Below are 21,054 nucleotides of genomic sequence, written 5' to 3'. Positions count from 1 at the left end.
TGATTAGTGACATATATGGTTTATACATATCAATCGTTACTGTTTTGACTTTTTGTCTGAGTTTCAAAGAATAGCGATAAAAATGATCTTTTAGCGATTTTAACTTACGATCCGCTACCACATCTACGATGTGGTGCGATACAGCATCTGCATAAATAAAACTCATTTTTCCGATAACATTTTTAACACTTTTAAATTCGTCCATCATTAAGTGTTCAGGTAGAGCATCAAAAGAAGACTGACCTATGTCGCTTGCCGCTTGATTAATCACTCTAGACACAGTCATTGATGATACTAAGCATGACTTAGCGATAGATTTTTGAGGCTCTCTGTCAAATTGGACTGATGGCCTCAATTATAGAGATTAAGCAACGAAACATTGCTTAATCTCTTTTTTGGTCTATATGCGTAAAGTTTAGAACACAAAATTATACGATTGCGCAGGTGATTGTAATTTCTATAACCATAAGATACCCGTTTAATTAATTTAATTTTATTGTTAATGCCTTCAATTGGACCGTTGGTCAGATTAGTATAAGTGAGGGTGTTTTTGATGAAATCAGTGTACTTGCGTAAAGTCCCTACAACTGGCTTAAATTTTTTATGAGTCAGTGATAAGTCAATCATAGATAAAGTTGTCACTAATGCCGAGAAGTCATTCGTTTTAATACAGGTGCGTAGTTGATTTACATAGTGGTAAGTACGTTCTAATGTTGAGTTTAAAGCTAAAATATGCTTGACGACACCTTTTTCGGTCTTCCATTCTTTAAACAATCTTATTTTTTTATATTCAAAGGATTCTAAGTTTTCCGTAGGTTTTAAGACCAGTTTCCAATAACGTTTACACTTATTGTAATCTGGGCGATGTGCTTTTTTTAGGTCATTCATGGCACTGACACGTGCCATATTAAGCGCACGATGAATAGATTGTACAATATGGAAGCGATCAATAATAATATGTGCATTAGGAAACATATTACGAATCAAATTTATATAAGGTGGATACATATCAATCGTAATGGTTTTTACTTTTTGACGTTCTTTTAAAGGAAACCGATTAAAATATCGTTTTAACGAAAATGAACGGTGATCTTCTACGATATCTACAATAGGATGCGTCAACGCATCGGCGTAAATAAAATTCATACTCCCTAATACATTTTTAACTCTTTTAAATTCATCCATCATAAGGTGTTCGGGCGAGGATTGATTAAGGCGTTTGATGTATTTGATTCGCAATCATATCAATGTATCTAGAGACCGTGGTAGGTGATACAGATGTATCACGGGCGATGGCTTTCTCTGAACGGACTTCTGTGGCTTTATCGACAATCGCTAGCTTGGTCGAGTTAGCAATATAGCAGTACATATCAACAACATTTGTTTTAGCAGTAAAGTGAGACTCACAACATTTACAATAAAAGCGTTGCTTCGCTAATACTAAATAAGCTGGTCTTTCATTCATTTTATTAAGCGTAATGCATGATTGTTTCTTGCCATTTTTAACGATTGAATAATCCTTATTTTTATACCCACATAATGCCCACCTTGGAGGTGTAAAGGATAGTTCACCGTAAAAGAATAAACAGGTCACTCCTTTATAGACTTTTTCATCTAATGTGTCTTCAAATTTAATATTTTTATCTTTAATTCCAAGTATTTTTGATATACAATCAGTCATAGGCGCAATATCTCTCCTCATTGTTGGTTTAAGGCACTTACAATTATAGAGATATTTGCGCCATTTTTATATTCTTAAAGACATAAAAAAATTGAACTGATTTTCATCAGTCCAATTTAGTATAGAACCTAAAAATATGTATATTAATTGATAAAGCGATGATATTATGTTAATACAATCAGCAGTTATTAACAAAGTTAAAGGGGATTATGAATTCGGAGATTTAGAACTTCAAGATATACAAAGTGAGTAAGTTATTGTTAAAGTGGTAGTTTCATATATTTGTCACTCTGACGAAGCAATGAGAATAGGTGATGCAGAATTTTCTTTTCCAGCACTATTAGGACATGAAGGAGCAGGAATTATCGAAAAGGTAGGTGAGCAAGCTACAAATTTTAAAGTTGGAGATCAAGTTTTAATGGCTTACAATACTTGGGGAGAATGTGAAAACTGCAATTCAGAGAATCCTTCTTCTTGTATAAATTGGACTACATTAAATATGAGTGGGGCTAGAATAGACGGAACATACACATTCAAAAAGCAAGATGGAACAGCAGTATCTAATTTCTTTACGTAAAGCTTTTTTTCTACACATACAATTACAAATTATAGAAACTTAGTTAAAATAGATAATGATATTGATTTAAGATTAGTTGCCCCTTTAGGATGTGGATTCTTAACTGGAGCTTGAACAATTGTAAATGGCTTAAAACCTAAAGTTGGAGATAGTATAGTTGTATTTGGTACTGGTGCGGTAAGTTCAGCAGCATTAATGTTAGCAAAAGCACAAGGCTGTACAAAAGTTATTGCTGTAGAGATTCATGGTCGCAGATTAAGTACTGCAAAGGAATTAGGTGCCACGCATGTGATTAATATTTCTAATGAAGATTTAATTGAAGAAGTAAATAAAATAACTAATGGCAAAGGGGTGAGTTTTTTGTTGACAAAATAGGAGTTTTAACTGTTATGTAGTCTGCTATAGATGTTCTTGGTACGCAAGGAGTAATGGCCTCTATAGTTGTAACACAAAATAAATTAGAAATGAATAGCTTTACAGATTTAGTACTCCAAAATAAGTCTATTAAGGTGTATTGATGAGTGATGCGATTGCTCAATTTGAAATATCTCAATTAATTGAATTATATAAGCAAGGACAATTTGATTTTAATAAATTAGTTAAATTCTATGACTTCGAATATATTAATCAAGCAATTTTAGATTCAAATTCTGGAAAAGTTATTAAACCGTATTATTAATATCTATATCCAAAGTAATTCCAACTTTTTAAATTCAATACTTAGATTCTCAATTTTATATGTGATTTCTAAATAAAAAGCATTTAAAGATTACAAAAAAGAGCAGAACAGATAGCTAATTACTAGTTATCCGTTCTGCTCTTATATATATCTTTACCTCTTATGAGCCCAACTTTATATGAACTTACTTTCGTATATTTTCGTAGTTAATTTACATGGAATTTAAAGATTGTTTATGTTCTATATGTCTTTTCAACAGCCTTTATTGTTAATCAAGTATATAAGATTAAAACAAGCATTTTTAATCTCATAACTACAATTAACACAGCTCAAATAATAATTTCATTTCTTATAAATTGCTAACATGAATAAGTAGTAGTAGAAATATAAAATTAAATATTAAAGAGCTGAATTGCATTACCTCTTAAAATACCGTCAATTGTGTCTGGATCAATATCACTGTTTTTAATATAGTCTACACCACGTGTATATTTCTCATCTTGGAAGTAAGGGAAGTCTGACCCCATCATGAGCTTATCCTTACCGAATGTATCAATGGTATTGATTAAAGAAGGTTCATGGAAATTAGCAGTATCATACCAAAATTGACGATTTAATACTTCATATGGATCAATGTTAAAGGCGTTCCAGTCTTCGTAATTGTCTTTAATACGAGTCATGAAGAATGGTAAAGCACCACCTAAATGTGAAATATGGAATTTGATATTTGGATATTTTTGTGGAATCTCGTTTTTAATTAATTGTAACGTAATGAATGTAGATTCTAATGGTGCGCCAATCACCCATTCTAATTGATAGTCGTTCACGAGTGGACTTTGGGCACCACAACCAGTTGGATGAATATAAAGTGTTGCATTTAATTCGTTCATAGCTTCGAAGAAAGGTTCGAATTGTTTGTCGGCAACTGACAATTTATCTTTCACAATAGTTGGAATCGCAATACCTACAAAGGCATCTTTTTTAAGTAGTTCTTGCGCTTCTTTAATAGCTTGATCGACATATGGAAGAGATACTGCACCATATGCTAAGAAACGGTCTGGATATTGTTGAATCAATGATTCATATAAATCGTTAATCTCTTGTGCACTTTGATGTGCTTCTTCTTTTGTACCCCATTGTGGTGATTGTGGTGTAGCAGAAATGATTTGCATATCAACGCCAGCATCGTCCATCATTTTAAAGCGCTTGTCTAAATCTTCTTTAGAGGCAGATTGATTAATCCCTTTAGCAACCTCTGTACCTTGACTACCTAATTTGCCTAATTTCTCTAAATAGTCTTCGCTCCATAAATGTGCATGTGTATCAACCGCTTTTGCATTTGACATATGATTGTCCTCCTTTAATTAAATGACTATATTAAATATTTATCCAGTTTTAAAAAATATAATCTTTTATTGACGACGATTTAAACTTAAAACTTCGATTAAGCTAAGAACATTTAACATAAAGAATTTAGAAGCGGCTTTGGCACCTTGGTGACCATGTCCTGCTTTATAGTGATTGTAGATTGCTGTACCCATCACGATGTTAATCATTAAAGTGCCCACAACGACTAATTTTTGGCCAAGTTTGCCTAAAATTGAACTAAATAAAAAGATAGAACCTACAAATTCGAATAATCCTGCTAATCGCATTGAACGACGTGATAATCCGAATCCTTCTTTAAATTGTTGTGCCATAGCATCGTCATTTTTTACTTTTGGTAAACTACTTTTAAAAATTTCTTTTCCTACATATGCGTTAATAACATGTCTTAGTAACATGCTTAACACCTCCTATTAAATAATATTAAAGATTAGTGTGTTGTATTTGATTGTCTTTTTTCTGAGAAAAGTGCAATGAATGCACCTATCAGTGCTACAAAGGCAACGATATAAAATGTTATATCTAGACCATGGATAAGACCGGCTGCACCGTGTAATAGTGAAAGGTGACCGAAACCAGTCATGAGTGTTACAAGTATACCTGTACCGATAGCTGCTGAAATTTGGCGAATTGTATTATTCATTGCCGTTCCATGCGCAATCAAGGATATAGGTAAAGCGTTTAATGCTTGTGTAGTCATTGGTGTCATAATCATAGAATTACCTAACATCAAGATTGAGAATGTCACAATGACATACAATGCTGATGTCTGTGGATTGAACTGTGCCATGAATAAGGCACCTATCATAATCAATAACATGCCAGTGATACTTAAACTTCGGCCGCCAACACGGTCGTATAATTTACCAGTAACAGGCGACAACAAGCCCATGACGAGTCCACCAGGTAATAAGATGAGACCAGATTCTAAAGGTGACCAATGCATCATGGTTTGCATGTATATAGGTAAAATGGTCAAATTACCGATAAAGAGTACAAACATTAATACAATTAAAGTCATCGAAATGGTGAAACTACGGTATTTAAATACTCTAAATTCGAGTAACGGTGAAGGTAGTTTCAACTGACGACGTATAAATAGCGCAAGTATAATGATGGAAATGATGATCGTCACGTAAACGGATGGATGCGACCAACCCAGGTTACCGGCTGAACTAAAGCCGTAAAGTAAACCACCAAATCCTAATGTAGACATGATGACTGACAAGATGTCTAACGAAGGTTGTTGTGTCTCGGTAATATTTTTCAAATATAAAAAGCCGAAAATAGCGTCAACCACACTAATTAAGAGCACGACTAAAAATAGATAGCGCCAATCGAATAGGTGGATGAACCAACCTGCTGCTGTAGGACCAATCGCAGGTGCAAAGCCTATGACAAGACCGAAGATACCCATTGCCATACCACGTTTTTCAACAGGAAAAATAATGAATAATAGTGTTTGAGATAATGGCATTAAAATACCTGCACCTAACGCTTGAATACTACGGCCCACTAATAATAATGGGAAATTAACACCCAACATACAGATTAAAGAACCAAGTATTAAACAGGTCGCAGCCGTAAAGAATAGTGTACGTAATGAAAATCTCTCAATTAAGTAGGCTGTGACAGGAATCATAATACCGTTCACTAACATAAAGATGGTCGTTAACCACTGTGCCGTACTACTTGATATCGCAAAGTCCTTCATGACCTCTGGCAATATCGTTGTAAGTAACGTTTGGTTTAACACACCGATGAAAGCACCAATCATCATGACCGCAATCATTAAATTACGTTGTTTTATATTTAAATGTGATGGTTGTGTCTGAGTCATAATTTCACCTCTTTTCTTAAATGGAATCAACTATCACTTATTTTATTCGGAATGCGTTCCGTTTGTCAAATTTATGAATTCAATATAATATAGATAGTGTTAAAAAACGAAAAAAGTAAAAAGGAGATGCTTAGTAATGAATATTGAAGGTCTTGAAAAATATTTAAATATAAATCCAAATAAATATAATGAACCAAGCTTAGAAGCATTAAATTATTATTTAAAACGATATATGTTAACAGTGCCTTTTGAAAATATAGATGTTCAAAATGGTGTGAGAATATCAGTAGAAGTAGATGATATCTATGAAAAAATCGTTAATCACCAACGTGGTGGTTTCTGTTATGAAATGAATCACTTCTTCAAAGTGTACTTAGAAGCAAAAGGCTTCACAGCAAATATGGTATCTGCAACTATTCATACACCAGGGGGCGGACGTAGTCTTAAAGGCTCTCATATGTCATTAATCGTGCCAATTGATGGTGTCAATTATGTCGCTGATGTCGGTTATGGTGACTTGCCAATAAGTGCTATTCCAATTAATAATCAAGATAGTGATGCAATCATTGAGGATATTAACGGTGAATATCGTGCGATTTATGTAGACGATAACTTATTCTACATTCAAAAATGGAAAGACAATGAGTGGGATACAGAATACGAAGCACAATTAGAACCTAGAGACATTCATGATTTTGATTACAATATCGAATACAATCAAACTAATCCTAATTCTACATTCGTTAAACGTTTGCTCGTTACAATGCCTAAATCATATGGTCGTGCGACAATGTCTCAAAATAATTTAACGTTAACGAAACAAAGAGATAAAGAAAAATATGATGTGACAAGTGAAAATTATCGTCAATTTTTAAAAGAAGAATTCAATTTAGATGTTAAAATTAATAGATTAGAACCATAAAAGGGAGCACATCATTTGGAAGGGGATAAGATGACCAATCAACGGAAAAAACGTAGTGATGCAACGCATAACAAAGCAATCATCTTACAGACAACGACCCAATTATTAGCACAGGGTGAAGATATTAGTGAGATGAATATGTCGGAAATCGCGAAGAAAGCTGGCGTGGGTGTAGGCACTTTATATCGTCACTTTGAAAGTAAATCGTTACTATGCCAAGCGATGATGGATGAAAAGGTTCATGATATGTTTGATGAAATGGATACGTTCCTTCATCAGCATCAAGATGCGTCTGTGAGGGATAAAATATATGGTATTTTATCTATTTATTTAGATTTAAAAGAGGCAAACTTTAATGTCCTAAATTTTATTGAGAAATCAAATTCTCAACATCAGTCAATGATTAATATTCCGTTTTATGAACAACTGAAAGAATTGATTAAAGACCAGTTCACTAGTCAGCAACAGACCCAAGATTTAGAGTTTAAGATTAATTTGATGCTAAACTCATTTTCATCAGATTTCTATTACTTTGCCAAACACGATCAACAACTGACTAAAGACCAATTTTTAAGCCGTTTATTAGATATATTTATAGGATAGACAAAAGCTTCTGAGTGAAACAGAAATATAGATAGCCCTTAAATTTAATTGTAGCCTGAGACATTAATTTATGTCCCAGGCTACAATTTTTATAAGTCGTATGATAGATTGTTAAACTTTGCGATAACGCTTAAGTCCGATGATATTTAAAATGATAATTAAAATAATAGAGATAAGAAGAATAAGAACATCTTACCTGAACCACTAGGTCCTATTAGTCCCAAAAGTTCGCCTTCGTTAATGTCTAGACTGATTTGGTCTAAAACTTTATGTTTATCATAGGATTTTACTGCGTCTTTGAGTGAAGCAATCGTCTGCATCATGCTGTGTACCTCCTTATTTGACACTCTGTTTAATTACTGTATATTCAATATAAATCAATTTTCGACAATTGCATGCATCAATTTGAAATAATCAGGCACATGAGATATAAATGTTCAATAATGTTATGGAGGCGACACAAATGAACGAAGAAACCATGGATAAACGTGTGTATAAAATATTAACCAAAATTGAAAAAAGTATGATTACACTACTAAATGTTAAATCTTATGATGACATTAGTATTAAAGATATTTGTGATGAAAGTGGCATTAGTAGGGGAACATTTTATCAACACTATAGAGATAAAGATGACTTTTTATTTCAATATCAAAAAGTCATGATGAAAAAAGGGAAGCGTCAATTGACACAAATTCAATTTGAGGAACGACGTCAATTCTTTGAATACGCGTTAAACTTTTGGATTAATGAAGGAGAATTATTACTTTTATTGTTAAGAGATAATGGCGTTTATATTGTCCACCAAGCCATGAAAAAGAATTTACAACAAAACATTGAAGTTCGTTTAGTGCCTATTATGAATACTTAGGCACTTACAAATAAGGAAAAATAATTTTTAATTATATGACACTGGCCCCCAAATAATGGGAATAATATAAAAACACTTTCGTTGAATTCATTTAAAATGAATCATACGGAGGTGTTTTTTCTATGAAAAGAGTGTCTTATTCATTAAAAACAAGTATAAAACTATTGAGATGAAAAAATCTGGTTATTCGATAAAAAAATTATAGAAACATTAAATATTAGAAATAGAACACAGGTGGAAACATGGTGGAGATGGTATCGAAATGGGGAAACTTATAGATTTTCTCAACAAGTCGGTAAGCAATATACTTATGGTAAAGAACTTGAAGAACTCTCAGAAGTTGAAGAATTAAAATTAGAGAATAATAGAAAAGATATTGAAATAGATATTTTAAAAAAGTAAAAAGAATTGGAAAGGAAGGGGTACCAAAAGTAATCGTAAAATTAGTTGATCAATTAAAGCATAAGTATTCAGTAAAAATAATACTTGATGTTTTAGAAATACCTGAACTGACATATTATAGATGGGAACACAAGAACTATAAAAATGATGACTTGAAGCAAAAAATCATTCAATTGTGTAAAGACAACCAATACATCTATGGTTATCGAAAAATTACAACCTTGATTAATCAATTGTCTTCAGTAGCAGTTAATCATAAAAGAATTCAGAGAATCATGCAGAAGAATGATTTAAATTGTCGAGTTAGACCTAAAAAGACTAAAAGCATTGGTAAACCTTGTTATAAAACAGATAATTTATTACAAAGACAATTTAAAGCAAGTCAACCAATGGAAGTATTAACAACAAATATTACTTATTTATCTTTCGGTAACCCCATGTTGTATTTATCTTCAATTATGGATCTTTATAACGGAGAAATTGTTGCATATAAAATAGATAACAAACAGGATCAAAGCTTAGTAAATGATACATTGAATCAAATTGTAATTGATATTGTTGAAAATTACATTAAAAACTATAATAATAATCGAATTCAACAAAAGCTAGGCTACTTAGCCCCTGTAAAATACAGAGAATTAGCAGCCTAGAATATTGTTTTTTTATTAAGTTCCCACTTTAGGGGTTCAGTACCCGCATGATGGTGAGTTGTTTTATAAATATGCAAAAGAAATCGTTACTTTGTATAATCAAGCAATTGAAGTACTAGACCAAAATGAAACACAACAAACTACAAAAGTTATTATTGGGGCAACACCATTGTACGGAAAAAGGTTATTACCAAAGTTGACTAATGATATTTATCAAAAAAATAATAATTTTAAAATTAAATTGATCATGGGAAGTTCAAGTGAAATTATGAGTAAGTTAGCATCAGACCAAATAGATATTGCTTTTGTTTCTAACTACATTAAAATCGATGCTCACAATTTCATGAAGAAAGTCATTTATAAAGATCAATTACAACTCGTTGCATCAAAAGCATATTGGTCACAATCACCCATTGCATGGAATGACTTAAAGAAACCTTTATAATAAAATTAGAACAATCTTCTCTATATCACTTTATTTTAAAAGAACTAAAACAAATTCAAAGTGCTTTTGAATTTGAAGAAATATTAGAAATAGGGCCCCAAAAAAGTATTTTAGAAAGTGTTAAATATGAGCAAGGTGTGTCGATTGTTTCGGAGTTGCTAATAGAAAAATTAGATAGTATAGAGTTTTTTTAAATTGAAAATTTATCATTATCTAGGGAAGCGATGTGTATTTATAAAAAATCTCAAAAAAATCGATTATCTCAAATTGTAAAACTATTTTAATGGTGTATGATAGGACTATTAAATAACAAATATATAATAATGACACGCCGATAAGAGCTATAAAAACGAGCGCTGATTAACGAACATGGGGATTTCTAATAATTCGCTTTAATTTAAAAGTAAAGTATCGATATTTGCACTATTAATCGTTTACAATGTCAATTTTTTTCTGAATCTCAAATATATGAAATATTATTGTAGAATTTTCAAACAATAGAAATAATAAAAATTGTGAGAGAATAGTTAGAAAAGGTCACAATCTAATTGAGATACAGGAATGTAATGAATGGCATTTATCGATATGTTAGAAGTGATTATGTAAATTGGTACAACAATTTTAGACCACATTCTTCATTACAGTATTTAACGCAAGTGGCGTTTAAAGATCTACACATGAAAAGTGTCTAAGAAACTGTTGACATTCTACAATAAATAAGTTAAGGACAAAAATGTCTCTCACTCAAAAGTGTGTAAGAGCTTATATGTGGAATGTGTCTTTCAGGTAGCTCATTTGATGATAACATTAAACATAATATTTACTTTCATCCTGCTGAAAAAAGAGGTTACAGTTTCAAGCCGATAAAATACATCGGGCTATATAAAGACAAAGCAATAAAAGCTATCGGAAAAGTAGACAAAGTAATAGTGACGGAAATAAATGAGGGCTCATTATCCTTGAAGACAGTTTATCCTGTAGGTACTGAGTTATCGACTGATGAGTATGAAATAGTTAAAAATAAAATAATGGTGCTTGGGAAAGAAAAGTGGACTAATTTATTAGATGAACCACATTATTATTACTTAATTGAAGATTTTATAGAGACAGACTACAAGAAAACATCTAAAGGTGGATCGATGGGAGTTAAGTATTTTAATGTGAATGAAATTTTGAATAGGGATTACTTAACCACCGAACAAATCGCTAAAGAATTATGTAATAAAGATTGGGAATGATAAATAGTGGATGAAGCAATATTGCAATAATGTATGTATAACATAATCAAGTAATGAATTTAATGATAAGAGAGTATGGAGTAAAGAATTGAATTAGTTTGCATGGTCTATGTATCTTAGAGGTGTTGAAGGAGATACACCGAAGTATGCAGTACCAATTCTTGAAACAGACTTTAGTGATTTACCATCTACACATACGACAGTCGGATCACTTGATCCGTTTCGAGATAAGACAATGAGCATTAACAGAAGCGGGAGTAACTGTTGAATTTCATTTATATCCAGTTAGATACTAGAGTTTGAAGTGATAAATCTTGATTCGGATGCTGAAATAAGTAAAAGAGCAGTTACTGAATATAATATAAGTATAAATATGCCACTAGATATTTTAAGGGGTATTTATTCACTTTTATAAAATCATCTGCTAAGATAGTATGGAAGATTTTTATAGGAGCTGATTATAATGCGACATATAAATATGTCATACATCATACGCTATAGTACTCTAACTCAAAGATAAGAAGTACTTAGTTATGAATAGCATTCATTTCACAAAGTACTTCAACAAAAATGGAGGAATATGAAATGAATAAAATAGAAGTGTATAAGTTTGTTAAAGTAAAGCAGTTAGTATATCAATTGATTAAGTTATATCGTACAAACGATATGAATTCCCATAAAACACAAAAAGATTTTTTACTAAATGAAATTAATGATATCTTTAAAGAAAAAGATATTGATATCTCGGACTTTATTACATCGATTGACGATGTAAAATTAACTAAGAAAAAAGCAGAACATCTTTTAAATGAATTAAAAGTGTACATCCAAGATTTTGAAATACCTTCATCAAGTCAACTGGAGAAAATTTTTCGTAAAGTAAAAAAATTAAAGAGACCAGATATAAATTTAATTGATACAAAAGAAATTTCATATTTAGGATGGAATGATAATTCTTCTAACCGAAAATATATCGTTTATAAAAATTTAGATGATAAATTCGAAGGTATATATGGCGAAATTTCATCAAATAAAGTAAAAGGATTCTGTAAAATTTGTAATCAGGAATCTGATACATCACTCTTTCTCAATAAAACTAAACATAATAAGAGTAGTGGAACTTATACTAAAAAAGGAGATTACATTTGTTATGACAGTTTTAAATGTAATCAGAACCTAGATGATATAAATAATCTTTACGAATTTATTGTTAAAACAAAATAGATCCAAACAGCCCTGATCTTTAGAACTAATGATCAGGGTTGTTATATTTTGTACCTTACTCTTAACCGATACGCAGAAGCGTATCACAAATGATGCGGTTTTTTCAGCCGCTTCATAAAGGGATTTTGAACGTATCAGAACATTTGAGGTTTATAACAATTTAATAAATAAGGGGTTATAGAATGGACAATCACAAAAAGATTTTTGATAATTTATTTAAAAATAATATTACAAAATTACAAAATTACACTAGTAAATCTTATGAAATAAGAAATAATAATGAAAAAAATAGTTATCTTCCTATGGTTCAAGAGATAAGAGAGTTGTTTGGAAAAAAGGGGGAAATATTTTCTGAAAGTATAGGAACACATCCTGATTTTTTAAAAATAGAAAATACTATTGAATATCAGTATATTTGCTCCCTTTTTATAGATATATCTGGGTCTACAAAGTTAGCTTTGAAATATAGTTTGGATAAAGTTAAGCTATATAAAAATGCGATAATATCCAGTGCTATAGAAATATTTCGAGCATTTGATGGTCATATACATAGAATACAAGGAGACGCGGTACTTGTATATTTTGGACATCAAGAAATGAAAAAAAGCGATGCAATAATTAACGCAATTAATGCAGCGTCATTAATGCAATACTTTAATGATACAACACTAAAAGATTTTTTTGAAAATAAAAACTTAGAACCTTTAAAAATTAGAATTGGAATTGATTTTGGTGATGATCAAAGTGTATTGTGGTCAAAGTATGGTCTTGATGGAATTAATGAGATAACTTCTACTAGTATTCATACTGATTTAGCTTCAAAATTACAAAGCAAAGCACCTTCAAATAAAATAATGATAGGAGAAAATATAAATAAATACTTAGATATTCCAAAAGAATTTCGAAGTACAAAAACTGAAAAGAGAGATGGTAGGGTTGTTGAAAAAAGGTATATTTTAGATACAAGTAATTATGGTAGATATTCTATGGAAATATTTGAATGGGAAAATTATCTTGATAGTTTTTCAATGTTATCTCCTTATTCATCCATTAATAATCAATATTATTCTCCTGAAGACTTTAAAATACGATGTTGGATTATTGATGAAAATCAGAATGAATACGAATATATTGAGAGAAATAATGCAGTAGAAAAAGGAAAGAGTCTAAGATATAAATTAGAAATTTATAATGAGAATTTGAATTACAATAATATTAAATGGAGAGTAGTAAACTATGGGAAAGAGGCAACAATGCTAAATGAATTAGAATTTGAAATGGTTAAGTATGAAGGATGCCAATATTGTAATCAAGCAACGGCTTATACAGGATTACACTTTATGGAATGCTATTTATATGACGAAAATGATAAATTAATTTGCAAGGATAGGTTTGGTATTTATATAAATGATAATGATAGAGAAGTGAGAAAATTAGGAGTAGAAGATTGAACAAAATGAAAAAAGATGAATTTATAAAATTACATCAAAGTTATTTAAGTGATTATATTAAATTTGCAGATGCTAAAGCGCTAGCTATTATAACTATAAATGGATTTATTTTAAAGTTTAATTTATCTAATATTAATATAAATTTTAATAATACTCAATCGTTTTTCAATTTTATAGGTTTTATATCATTGGTAATTTCAATTGTGCTAGCAGCATATGTGGTATATCCGAGAACAAATAATAAAAGTGAAAAAGGAATTATTTTTTGGGATAATGTGAATAGGTTGAAAGAGGAAGAGTTTCTTAATCAAATAAAATTAGAAACAGAAGAAACGCTCCAAGATAAGATAATTCAGCAAAACTACTTTTTAGCTAAAACAGCTTCGAGAAAATATAAAATACTCAGGATAATATTTTTTGTTTCTGCAGGGGGATATTTTTGTTTATTATTATCTAGTATCTTTAGAGTACTAAATTCTTGAGTTTTATAGAGTAAATATAATAAGGAGAGTTGAGAGATCATGGCAACTATAGGATTCGAAGAAAAGTTATGGCAAGCAGCAGATAAATTACGTGGCAGTATGGATGCAGCAGAATATAAAAATGTAGCATTAGGTATTATATTTTTGAAATATGTTTCTGATTCTTTTGAGGAAAAATATGAAGAATTATTGAATGATGAATATGCTGATGAAGAAGATAAAGATGAATACTTAGCAGAGAATATTTTCTGGGTTCCTAAAGAATCAAGATGGCAATACATAAATGACAATTCTAAGAAACCAGAAATTGGTCAAATTATTGATAAAGCGATGATAGCAATTGAAAGAGAAAATGAGTCCTTAAAAGGCGTGCTACCTAAAGATTATGCACGACCTGCTTTAGACAAGGAAAAATTAGGAGATATTATTGATTTATTTACTTTCAAAGTCGGAGACACTGAAAGTAAAAAGCAAGATGTCTTGGGGCGTGTTTATGAATACTTTATCGCAAAATTTGCGAGCGCTGAGGGAAAAATGCTGGGGAATTCTATACACCAGCTTCAATAGTTAAATTGCTTGTTGAAATGATTGAACCTTATCAAGGTAGAATTTATGACCCTTGTTGTGGGTCGGGCGGAATGTTTGTACAAAGTGAACATTTTATCGAACGACATCAAGGCCGCATAGATGATATTGCTGTTTATGGTCAAGAATCTAATCCAACTACTTGGAAATTAGCGAAAATGAATTTGGCTATTCGAGGTATAGATAATGATTTAGGTGATCATCATGCAGACACATTTCATAATGATTTACATAAAGGTTTGAAGGCTGATTTTATATTGGCTAATCCACCATTCAATGCAAGTGATTGGGGACAAGAAAAATTATTAGATGATTACCGCTGGAAATTTGGAATTCCTCCAAAAGGCAACGCCAACTATGCATGGATTGAACATATGATTTCTAAACTTGCACCAAGTGGTACTGCAGGATTTGTATTAGCGAATGGTTCAATGTCTACAAGTGGTAAAGATGAATTAGAAATACGTAAAAACTTAATTGAACAAGACTTAGTTGAATGTATAGTCACTTTACCAGGACAATTATTCTATTCTACACCTATCCCTGTATGTCTATGGTTCCTGTCAAAAAACAAATCTAAAAACGGTAAAAATGAGCGACGTGGAGAAGTACTATTTATAGATGCTAGAAATATAGGAAGCTTGGTATCAAGAACATTAAAAGAATTCTCAGATGATGAAATAAAAGATATAGCAAATGTATATCACTCATGGCGTGGTACAAACGATAATCAATATGAAGACAAAGCAGGCTTCTGTAAAGTAGCAAAGACAGAAGAAATAAAAAACAATGAATATATCTTAACACCAGGACGTTATGTAGGCTTAGCAGAAGTAGAAGAAGATTCAGAACCATTTGAACAGAAAATGGAAAGAATCACAGCAGATTTGAGCGAACAATTTGCGAAATCAAAAGAACTCGAAGACCAAATCCGAAAATCATTGGAGGGTTTAGGTTATGGAGTTTAAAAAGGTTAAATTAAGTGAGATATCTATTATAACTATGGGGCAATCTCCTAAATCAGAATTTTATAGTGAAATTGATGGTACACCATTTTTACAAGGAAATAGAACTTTTCATCACATTTATCCAGTTATTGATACTTATACAAAAAAAGTTACTAAATTAGTTAATGCTAATGATATTCTATTTTCAGTTAGGGCTCCGGTGGGAGATATAAATATAGCACCTGTCGATCTATGTATTGGTCGGGGATTATGTGCAATAAGATCAATAAATAATAATCAAGAATTTTTATTTTATTTATTAAAGTCAAAAATTAATGAATTGGAATCTCAAGCAACAGGAACTATTTTTAGTTCTGTAAACAAAAAAACTTTAGAAAATTTTATTGTAAATATACCTAATGAAAAGCAACAAAAAAATATTGGAACAATATTATCTAATTTAGATAAAAAAATTGAGCTAAACCAAAAAATCATAGCAAACCTTGAAGAACTTTCTCAAACATTATTCAAACGTTGGTTTGTTGATTTTGAATTCCCAGATAAAAATGGAAATCCATACAAATCAAGCGGTGGAGAGATGATTGATAGTGAATTGGGAGAGATACCTCTGAGTTGGGAAATTCAAAAATTGAACGATATTTTTAAAATAAATTATGGTAAGAATTTACCGATTAAAAAAATATTGAATACTGGTTATCCGGTTTTTGGTGGAAATGGTATTATTGGTTATTACTCAAGTTATATGTATGAAACTCCAAAAATTCTAATTTCTTGTCGGGGTGCAGCTTCAGGAAAAATTCATATTTCTAAAGAAAAATCATTTGTTACAAATAACTCAATTGTTCTCGATGAAAAGAAAAAAAATTATTTTTACTATTTTAAGGAACTTTATAAATATAATGATTTTAAACGCTATTCAACAGGATCAGCACAGCCTCAAATTACTATTGCTAACATAAAGGATCTTATTTACTTAACTCCTGATACGAATATAATAGATCTATTTAATAGTAAAGTTAGCTGTTTATTTAACAAAAAAATAATTGTGAAGATGAAAACCAAAAATTAATCCAACTCCGTGACACATTACTACCAAAATTAATGTCAGGTGAAATTGAGATACCTGATGACATTGAGGTGATGGAAGATGAGCTTTCAATTTAGTGAAGATGATTTAGAACAGGTTGCATTGAAGTGGTTTGAGGGTCTTGGTTATTCTGTTAAGAATGGTCGAGATAGTGGTGAAAATGGGATTATGAATGAACGGGAGAGCGACAAAGATGTTGTGCTTGATGATCGTTTAGAAGCAGCTTTAAGACGTATTAATCCTGAATTAAACAATAATGCGATTGAACAGGCTATACGTGAAATTACTATTGAGAAGTCTCCTAGTTTATTAGAGAATAACCGTTCTTTCCATGAAATGATTACAAATGGTATTGAGGTTGAACACTATAATGATGTCGGTGAGACGATTAATGATTTGGTATATGTATTCGACTTTGATAACCCGGGAAATAATGATTTCTTAGCGGTTAATCAATTAACTGTGGTGAATGGAGATTATAAAAAGCGACCTGATATTGTGTTATTCATAAATGGATTACCGGTAGTGGTAATTGAACTGAAAAATTCTACAAATGAATCTGTTGGTATTGAAGACGGGTATCATCAGTTAGAAACGTATAAAATGAGAATTCCACAATTATTTAATCATAATGCAGTATTAGTAACGAGTGATGGTGTTAATACAAAAGCAGGTTCTTTAACTGCTGATTATGACCGTTTTATGACTTGGCGTACCAAAGATGGAAAAACTGAAGATTCATCAACGTTTCGTAGTTTAGATATATTAATTCACGGTATGTTAAATAAAGAAGTACTATTAGATTTAATACGTCATTTTGTTTTGTTCCAAGATGACAGTAAAGGACATATAGTTAAAATATTAGCTGCATACCATCAATACTATGCAGTGAATAAAGCTGTTGATCGTGCTATGGAAGCAACATCTGAACATGGAGACGGCAAGGGTGGCGTTATTTGGCACACACAAGGTTCTGGTAAGAGTTTGACAATGGTCTTCTTCTCAGGAAAGTTAATTCAAAAATTAAATAATCCAACATTAGTGGTCGTAACAGACCGTAATGACTTAGACAATCAATTGTATGGTACTTTTGTTAAGTCCAAAGGACGCTCAGGTAAAGGATTATTAAGGCAGACACCTAAACAAGCTGAATCACGAAAAGAATTAAAAGAATTATTATCAGTAGAATCAGGTGGTATCGTATTTACAACTATGCAGAAATTCGAACCTGACGAAGGTCAAGTGACAATGGATGCATTAACAGAACGTAAAAATGTAGTAGTAATGGCAGACGAGGCACACCGCACACAATATGGCTTCAAAGCAACTTACGATGAAAAAGGTGAAGGTATTAAATATGGATATGCAAAATATTTAAGAGATGCTCTACCTAACGCTTCGTTCGTTGGTTTTACTGGAACACCTGTATCTTCGACAGATAAAAATACGCAAATGGTATTTGGAAATTATATTGATGTATATGATATGACACAATCTGTAGAAGACGGTAGTACGGTTAAAATATACTATGAAAGTCGTATTATTCCATTAAATTTACCAACCGATTTAGATATTGATGAAGCATATGATGCCATTACTTCTGACCAAGAAGAAGATACTAAATCTCGATTGAAATCTAAGTGGTCACGTATAGAAGCTCTATCTGGTGCTGAACAACGTGTACATGCTTTAGCGACTGACATTATTAATCACTTTGAAACAAGACAGAAGGCAATGAAGGGTAAAGGTATGATTGTCACAATGAGTCGTCGTATTGCCGTTGATTTATATGATGAAATTGTAAGACTTAAACCTGAATGGCATTCTGATGATGATGACAAAGGTGTTATCAAAGTCGTTATGACAGGTTCATCTAGTGATCCGCAAAACTTCCAAAAACATATAGGTCCGAAAAAGCGAAGAAACCTTTTAGAGAATCGTATGAAAGATGTTAATGATGAATTGCAACTCGTAATTGTGCGAGACATGTGATTAACAGGATTTGATGTACCTTCAATGCATACAATGTACATAGATAAACCGATGAAAGGTCATAATTTAATGCAAGCTATTGCACGTGTTAATAGAGTGTTTAAAGACAAACCTGGTGGCTTAATTGTTGACTATGTAGGTATCGCTGAAAGTCTGAAGGAAGCATTAAAAGAGTATACAGACTCTGATAGAGAACAAACAGGTATTGATACAGATAAAGCGCTAGAACTAATGTTAATGAAATACGATATCATTCAAGATATGCTATATAATCATGACTATTCTGATTTTGAGTCAGAAGATCAATTAAATCGCTATAATGTTATCTCAAATACGATGGATTATATCATTGGATTAGGTGAGAAAGAACGAGAGCGATTTGTGACAACAGTGACAGAGCTTTCTAAGGCATTTGCATTATGTGCAACAGAGGAAGCTGCTCAAGAACTGAATAGTGAAATTGCGTTTTTAAAAGCCGTGAAATCTGGACTTGTTAAATTATTAGCTCCACCTAGTGAAGGAAGCAGCCATAAAAAGACACCTGCTGAAATAGAAGCAGAAATAAATCAATTGATTTCAAAATCAGTTGTAACTGAAGAAGTTGTAGATATTTATCAAACACTCGGAATTGAAAACCCAGATATCTCAATATTGTCAGATGATTTCTTAAAAGATGTAGAAGGACTACAGCAAAAAAATGTTGCAGTTGAGTTGTTAAACAAATTACTTAAAGGACAAGTTAAGTCATTAATGAAAACAAATGCTACAGTATCTAAAAGATTTTCTGAGATGCTAAGTAAATCAATACAAAAATACAATAACCGTTCTATTGAAGCTTCAAAAGTCATAGAAGAATTGATTCAAATGGCGAAAGAAATAAATCAAGAAAAACAAAGAGGAAAAGACTTAGGTCTAAGCACAGAGGAAATTGCTTTTTATGATGCATTAGCCTCTCATGAAACTGCAAAAGAAGCAATGGGGGATAAAGAATTAAGGGCTATTGCACATGAATTAACAAAAACGGTCAAGAATAATATGAGTGTAGACTGGTCAAAACGTGAGAGTGCAAAGGCTAAAATGAGAGTCCAAGTAAGACGACTATTAAAGAAATATGGGTACCCACCTGATCTTCAAAAAATGGCTGTAGAACAAGTTGTAGAACAAGCAGAACTAATGGCTAGCCAACAATAAAAATAAATTAATCATAGCATCCTTCACCGCAAAGTGAGGGATGCTCTATTTTTATTGTAAGTAATATAATTTTCATTTTGATTGGTAATAGTTAATAATTATCTGTAAATCATTGTTAAGTACCGTTGTTATAGTATCGTCATTCATAAAATCATCATAGATATTATCCAATATTTCTTCATCTTCAATTGCTGCGAAATGATGTACTAGTCCTTTTACTATTGAAACGTAATCATGTGATGCTAAACAATTAGTAACTGTTCGCCAGTCTGATTGTGTAGTATCATGGTTCATAGATAATCCTCCTTTTATTTCAATGTCCATTTTTGACGTGCTTTAGGATTGAGTGGATGCATGATTTCATTTGTTTCAGGATTAATAAGTTTCTTAACCTTCTTCTTATGCTCTTTAAGCAATTCAAATACTTGCCCGACCCTTGCTTGAACATTCGGCTTTTTGGCATATGAACCCCAAGCAAGTATTACGATATCGCTATCAGAAGCAGCTTTCATAATATGAATGTCGCTGTGTTTATCATAAGCCTCTTTTAAGTGTTTTAGGTTTTTAGGAGTAGTAATATTTGAATAAAGATTAACAAAGTGTACCGTACCAATATCTTGTTGTGATAGTTGATTGATAATGAGTTGTGTAGTGAGATCGATGTTTATAATACCATCGTAGTTTGGATACATTGTGATGACTGTAGCAGTCTTCTTACTATCGTCCCATGTCTTTGTTAGTAAGTAGCGGTGAGTTCTCTTTTCGTCAAATATTGCATAA

General features: G+C 31.5%; 19 protein-coding genes and 6 pseudogenes. 17 read left to right on the top strand and 8 right to left on the bottom strand.

What is annotated here, in order from left to right; all coding sequences use genetic code 11:
- Together KA909_RS11520 and KA909_RS11515 are read right to left on the bottom strand one after the other, a co-directional pair.
- Positions 1-322 (bottom strand): annotated as a pseudogene (locus tag KA909_RS11520) (transposase); the annotation flags it as partial.
- 42 nt (positions 323-364) lie between these two features.
- Positions 365-1,681: pseudogene (locus KA909_RS11515) on the bottom strand (ISL3 family transposase).
- A gap of 301 nt (positions 1,682-1,982) precedes the next feature.
- Here KA909_RS11515 and KA909_RS13580 point away from each other — a divergent pair.
- The 3 genes from KA909_RS13580 (at position 1,983) to KA909_RS13570 (ending at position 2,937) form a co-directional block, all read left to right on the top strand.
- Complete coding sequence (locus KA909_RS13580) at positions 1,983-2,258, top strand: alcohol dehydrogenase catalytic domain-containing protein (protein WP_245339393.1); 276 nt, start codon at positions 1,983-1,985, stop codon at positions 2,256-2,258.
- 195 nt (positions 2,259-2,453) lie between these two features.
- A complete protein-coding gene (locus tag KA909_RS13575) occupies positions 2,454-2,633 on the top strand; it encodes a zinc-binding dehydrogenase (protein WP_245339392.1) in 180 nt (59 codons plus the stop codon).
- A 142-nt stretch (positions 2,634-2,775) separates the two neighbouring features.
- The gene (locus KA909_RS13570) at positions 2,776-2,937 is read left to right on the top strand and encodes a hypothetical protein (RefSeq protein WP_245339391.1); all 162 of its coding nucleotides are present in this window, start codon (positions 2,776-2,778) and stop codon (positions 2,935-2,937) included.
- 392 nt (positions 2,938-3,329) lie between these two features.
- On the opposite strand, the gene KA909_RS11505 is transcribed toward KA909_RS13570, so the two are convergent.
- The 3 genes from KA909_RS11505 to KA909_RS11495 all read right to left on the bottom strand — a co-directional run bounded on the left by KA909_RS11505 (position 3,330) and on the right by KA909_RS11495 (position 6,163).
- A complete protein-coding gene (locus KA909_RS11505) occupies positions 3,330-4,283 on the bottom strand; it encodes an amidohydrolase family protein (protein WP_210130244.1) in 954 nt (317 codons plus the stop codon).
- Positions 4,284-4,349: 66 nt separating this feature from the next.
- Entirely contained in the window at positions 4,350-4,721 is a 372-nt protein-coding gene (locus tag KA909_RS11500; RefSeq protein WP_023374382.1) for a DoxX family protein, read from the bottom strand.
- 32 nt (positions 4,722-4,753) lie between these two features.
- On the bottom strand, positions 4,754-6,163 hold the full coding sequence (locus tag KA909_RS11495; RefSeq protein ID WP_210130243.1) for a DHA2 family efflux MFS transporter permease subunit: 1,410 nt from the start codon (positions 6,161-6,163) through the stop codon (positions 4,754-4,756).
- A 136-nt stretch (positions 6,164-6,299) separates the two neighbouring features.
- Here KA909_RS11495 and KA909_RS11490 point away from each other — a divergent pair, with 136 nt between their 5' ends.
- Both KA909_RS11490 and KA909_RS11485 read left to right on the top strand, forming a co-directional pair.
- Complete coding sequence (locus tag KA909_RS11490) at positions 6,300-7,085, top strand: arylamine N-acetyltransferase (protein ID WP_210130242.1); 786 nt, start codon at positions 6,300-6,302, stop codon at positions 7,083-7,085.
- A gap of 30 nt (positions 7,086-7,115) precedes the next feature.
- Positions 7,116-7,688, top strand: coding sequence for a TetR/AcrR family transcriptional regulator (locus KA909_RS11485; RefSeq protein ID WP_031464113.1), 573 nt, complete (start codon positions 7,116-7,118; stop codon positions 7,686-7,688).
- A 191-nt stretch (positions 7,689-7,879) separates the two neighbouring features.
- Here KA909_RS11485 and KA909_RS11480 read toward each other — a convergent pair.
- A pseudogene (locus KA909_RS11480) lies at positions 7,880-8,011 on the bottom strand (ATP-binding cassette domain-containing protein); the annotation flags it as partial.
- A gap of 140 nt (positions 8,012-8,151) precedes the next feature.
- Between KA909_RS11480 and KA909_RS11475 the strand changes: the two are divergent.
- The 12 genes and pseudogenes from KA909_RS11475 (at position 8,152) to KA909_RS11420 (ending at position 20,274) form a co-directional block, all read left to right on the top strand.
- Complete coding sequence (locus KA909_RS11475) at positions 8,152-8,559, top strand: TetR/AcrR family transcriptional regulator (protein ID WP_210130241.1); 408 nt, start codon at positions 8,152-8,154, stop codon at positions 8,557-8,559.
- 122 nt (positions 8,560-8,681) lie between these two features.
- Positions 8,682-9,611, top strand: a pseudogene (locus KA909_RS11470) (IS3 family transposase).
- A 58-nt stretch (positions 9,612-9,669) separates the two neighbouring features.
- Positions 9,670-10,056, top strand: a complete 387-nt coding sequence (locus tag KA909_RS11465) for a LysR family transcriptional regulator substrate-binding protein (RefSeq protein WP_107386116.1) — start codon at positions 9,670-9,672, stop codon at positions 10,054-10,056.
- Between the two features lie 566 nt (positions 10,057-10,622).
- Entirely contained in the window at positions 10,623-10,748 is a 126-nt protein-coding gene (locus KA909_RS13870) for an integrase core domain-containing protein (RefSeq protein ID WP_107386115.1), read from the top strand.
- An 81-nt stretch (positions 10,749-10,829) separates the two neighbouring features.
- Positions 10,830-11,294 carry a hypothetical protein gene (locus tag KA909_RS11455; protein WP_233643603.1) on the top strand — a complete coding sequence of 155 codons (465 nt, stop codon included), beginning with the start codon at positions 10,830-10,832 and terminating at the stop codon, positions 11,292-11,294.
- 109 nt (positions 11,295-11,403) lie between these two features.
- Positions 11,404-11,562 (top strand): hypothetical protein, encoded by a 159-nt coding sequence (locus KA909_RS11450; protein ID WP_210130240.1) that lies wholly within the window; start codon positions 11,404-11,406, stop codon positions 11,560-11,562.
- Between the two features lie 317 nt (positions 11,563-11,879).
- Positions 11,880-12,518, top strand: a complete 639-nt coding sequence (locus tag KA909_RS11445) for a FusC family fusidic acid resistance EF-G-binding protein (protein ID WP_210130239.1) — start codon at positions 11,880-11,882, stop codon at positions 12,516-12,518.
- Between the two features lie 182 nt (positions 12,519-12,700).
- On the top strand, positions 12,701-13,969 hold the full coding sequence (locus KA909_RS11440) for an adenylate/guanylate cyclase domain-containing protein (protein ID WP_210130238.1): 1,269 nt from the start codon (positions 12,701-12,703) through the stop codon (positions 13,967-13,969).
- Between the two features lie 5 nt (positions 13,970-13,974).
- A complete protein-coding gene (locus tag KA909_RS11435) occupies positions 13,975-14,451 on the top strand; it encodes a Pycsar system effector family protein (protein WP_070840127.1) in 477 nt (158 codons plus the stop codon).
- Between the two features lie 39 nt (positions 14,452-14,490).
- Positions 14,491-16,004: pseudogene (locus tag KA909_RS11430) on the top strand (class I SAM-dependent DNA methyltransferase).
- Positions 15,994-17,073: a restriction endonuclease subunit S gene (locus KA909_RS11425; protein WP_210130237.1), complete on the top strand. Its 1,080-nt coding sequence runs from the start codon at positions 15,994-15,996 to the stop codon at positions 17,071-17,073. The pseudogene KA909_RS11430 and the gene KA909_RS11425 overlap by 11 nt, the downstream one beginning before the upstream one ends.
- Positions 17,074-17,151: 78 nt before the next feature.
- Positions 17,152-20,274: pseudogene (locus KA909_RS11420) on the top strand (type I restriction endonuclease subunit R).
- Positions 20,275-20,346: 72 nt separating this feature from the next.
- Here KA909_RS11420 and KA909_RS11415 read toward each other — a convergent pair.
- Together KA909_RS11415 and KA909_RS11410 are read right to left on the bottom strand one after the other, a co-directional pair.
- Positions 20,347-20,568: a hypothetical protein gene (locus KA909_RS11415; RefSeq protein WP_031914240.1), complete on the bottom strand. Its 222-nt coding sequence runs from the start codon at positions 20,566-20,568 to the stop codon at positions 20,347-20,349.
- A gap of 14 nt (positions 20,569-20,582) precedes the next feature.
- Positions 20,583-21,047, bottom strand: a complete 465-nt coding sequence (locus tag KA909_RS11410; protein ID WP_348634713.1) for a DUF1643 domain-containing protein — start codon at positions 21,045-21,047, stop codon at positions 20,583-20,585.
- Positions 21,048-21,054: the final 7 nt, after the last annotated feature.

Source organism: Staphylococcus sp. GDX8P54P (assembly GCF_017893165.1).
Lineage (GTDB): Bacteria > Bacillota > Bacilli > Staphylococcales > Staphylococcaceae > Staphylococcus > Staphylococcus borealis.
Note: the sequence above shows the minus strand (reverse complement) of the source record. Positions and strands in the feature narration are given on the sequence as shown.

Excerpts from the sequence above, each read along its gene's own strand:
- KA909_RS11500 (WP_023374382.1), bottom strand. The coding sequence starts at position 4,721 with ATGTTACTAAGACATGTTATTAACGCATATGTAGGAAAAGAAATTTTT.
- KA909_RS11495 (WP_210130243.1), bottom strand. The coding sequence starts at position 6,163 with ATGACTCAGACACAACCATCACATTTAAATATAAAACAACGTAATTTA.
- KA909_RS11485 (WP_031464113.1), top strand. The coding sequence starts at position 7,116 with ATGACCAATCAACGGAAAAAACGTAGTGATGCAACGCATAACAAAGCA.
- KA909_RS11455 (WP_233643603.1), top strand. The coding sequence starts at position 10,830 with ATGTGTCTTTCAGGTAGCTCATTTGATGATAACATTAAACATAATATT.
- KA909_RS11415 (WP_031914240.1), bottom strand. The coding sequence starts at position 20,568 with ATGAACCATGATACTACACAATCAGACTGGCGAACAGTTACTAATTGT.
- KA909_RS13580 (WP_245339393.1), top strand. The coding sequence starts at position 1,983 with ATGAGAATAGGTGATGCAGAATTTTCTTTTCCAGCACTATTAGGACAT.
- KA909_RS11490 (WP_210130242.1), top strand. The coding sequence starts at position 6,300 with ATGAATATTGAAGGTCTTGAAAAATATTTAAATATAAATCCAAATAAA.
- KA909_RS11425 (WP_210130237.1), top strand. The coding sequence starts at position 15,994 with ATGGAGTTTAAAAAGGTTAAATTAAGTGAGATATCTATTATAACTATG.
- KA909_RS13870 (WP_107386115.1), top strand. The coding sequence starts at position 10,623 with ATGAATGGCATTTATCGATATGTTAGAAGTGATTATGTAAATTGGTAC.
- KA909_RS11435 (WP_070840127.1), top strand. The coding sequence starts at position 13,975 with ATGAAAAAAGATGAATTTATAAAATTACATCAAAGTTATTTAAGTGAT.
- KA909_RS11475 (WP_210130241.1), top strand. The coding sequence starts at position 8,152 with ATGAACGAAGAAACCATGGATAAACGTGTGTATAAAATATTAACCAAA.
- KA909_RS13570 (WP_245339391.1), top strand. The coding sequence starts at position 2,776 with ATGAGTGATGCGATTGCTCAATTTGAAATATCTCAATTAATTGAATTA.
- KA909_RS11450 (WP_210130240.1), top strand. The coding sequence starts at position 11,404 with ATGTATCTTAGAGGTGTTGAAGGAGATACACCGAAGTATGCAGTACCA.
- KA909_RS11505 (WP_210130244.1), bottom strand. The coding sequence starts at position 4,283 with ATGTCAAATGCAAAAGCGGTTGATACACATGCACATTTATGGAGCGAA.
- KA909_RS11440 (WP_210130238.1), top strand. The coding sequence starts at position 12,701 with ATGGACAATCACAAAAAGATTTTTGATAATTTATTTAAAAATAATATT.
- KA909_RS11445 (WP_210130239.1), top strand. The coding sequence starts at position 11,880 with ATGAATAAAATAGAAGTGTATAAGTTTGTTAAAGTAAAGCAGTTAGTA.
- KA909_RS13575 (WP_245339392.1), top strand. The coding sequence starts at position 2,454 with ATGTTAGCAAAAGCACAAGGCTGTACAAAAGTTATTGCTGTAGAGATT.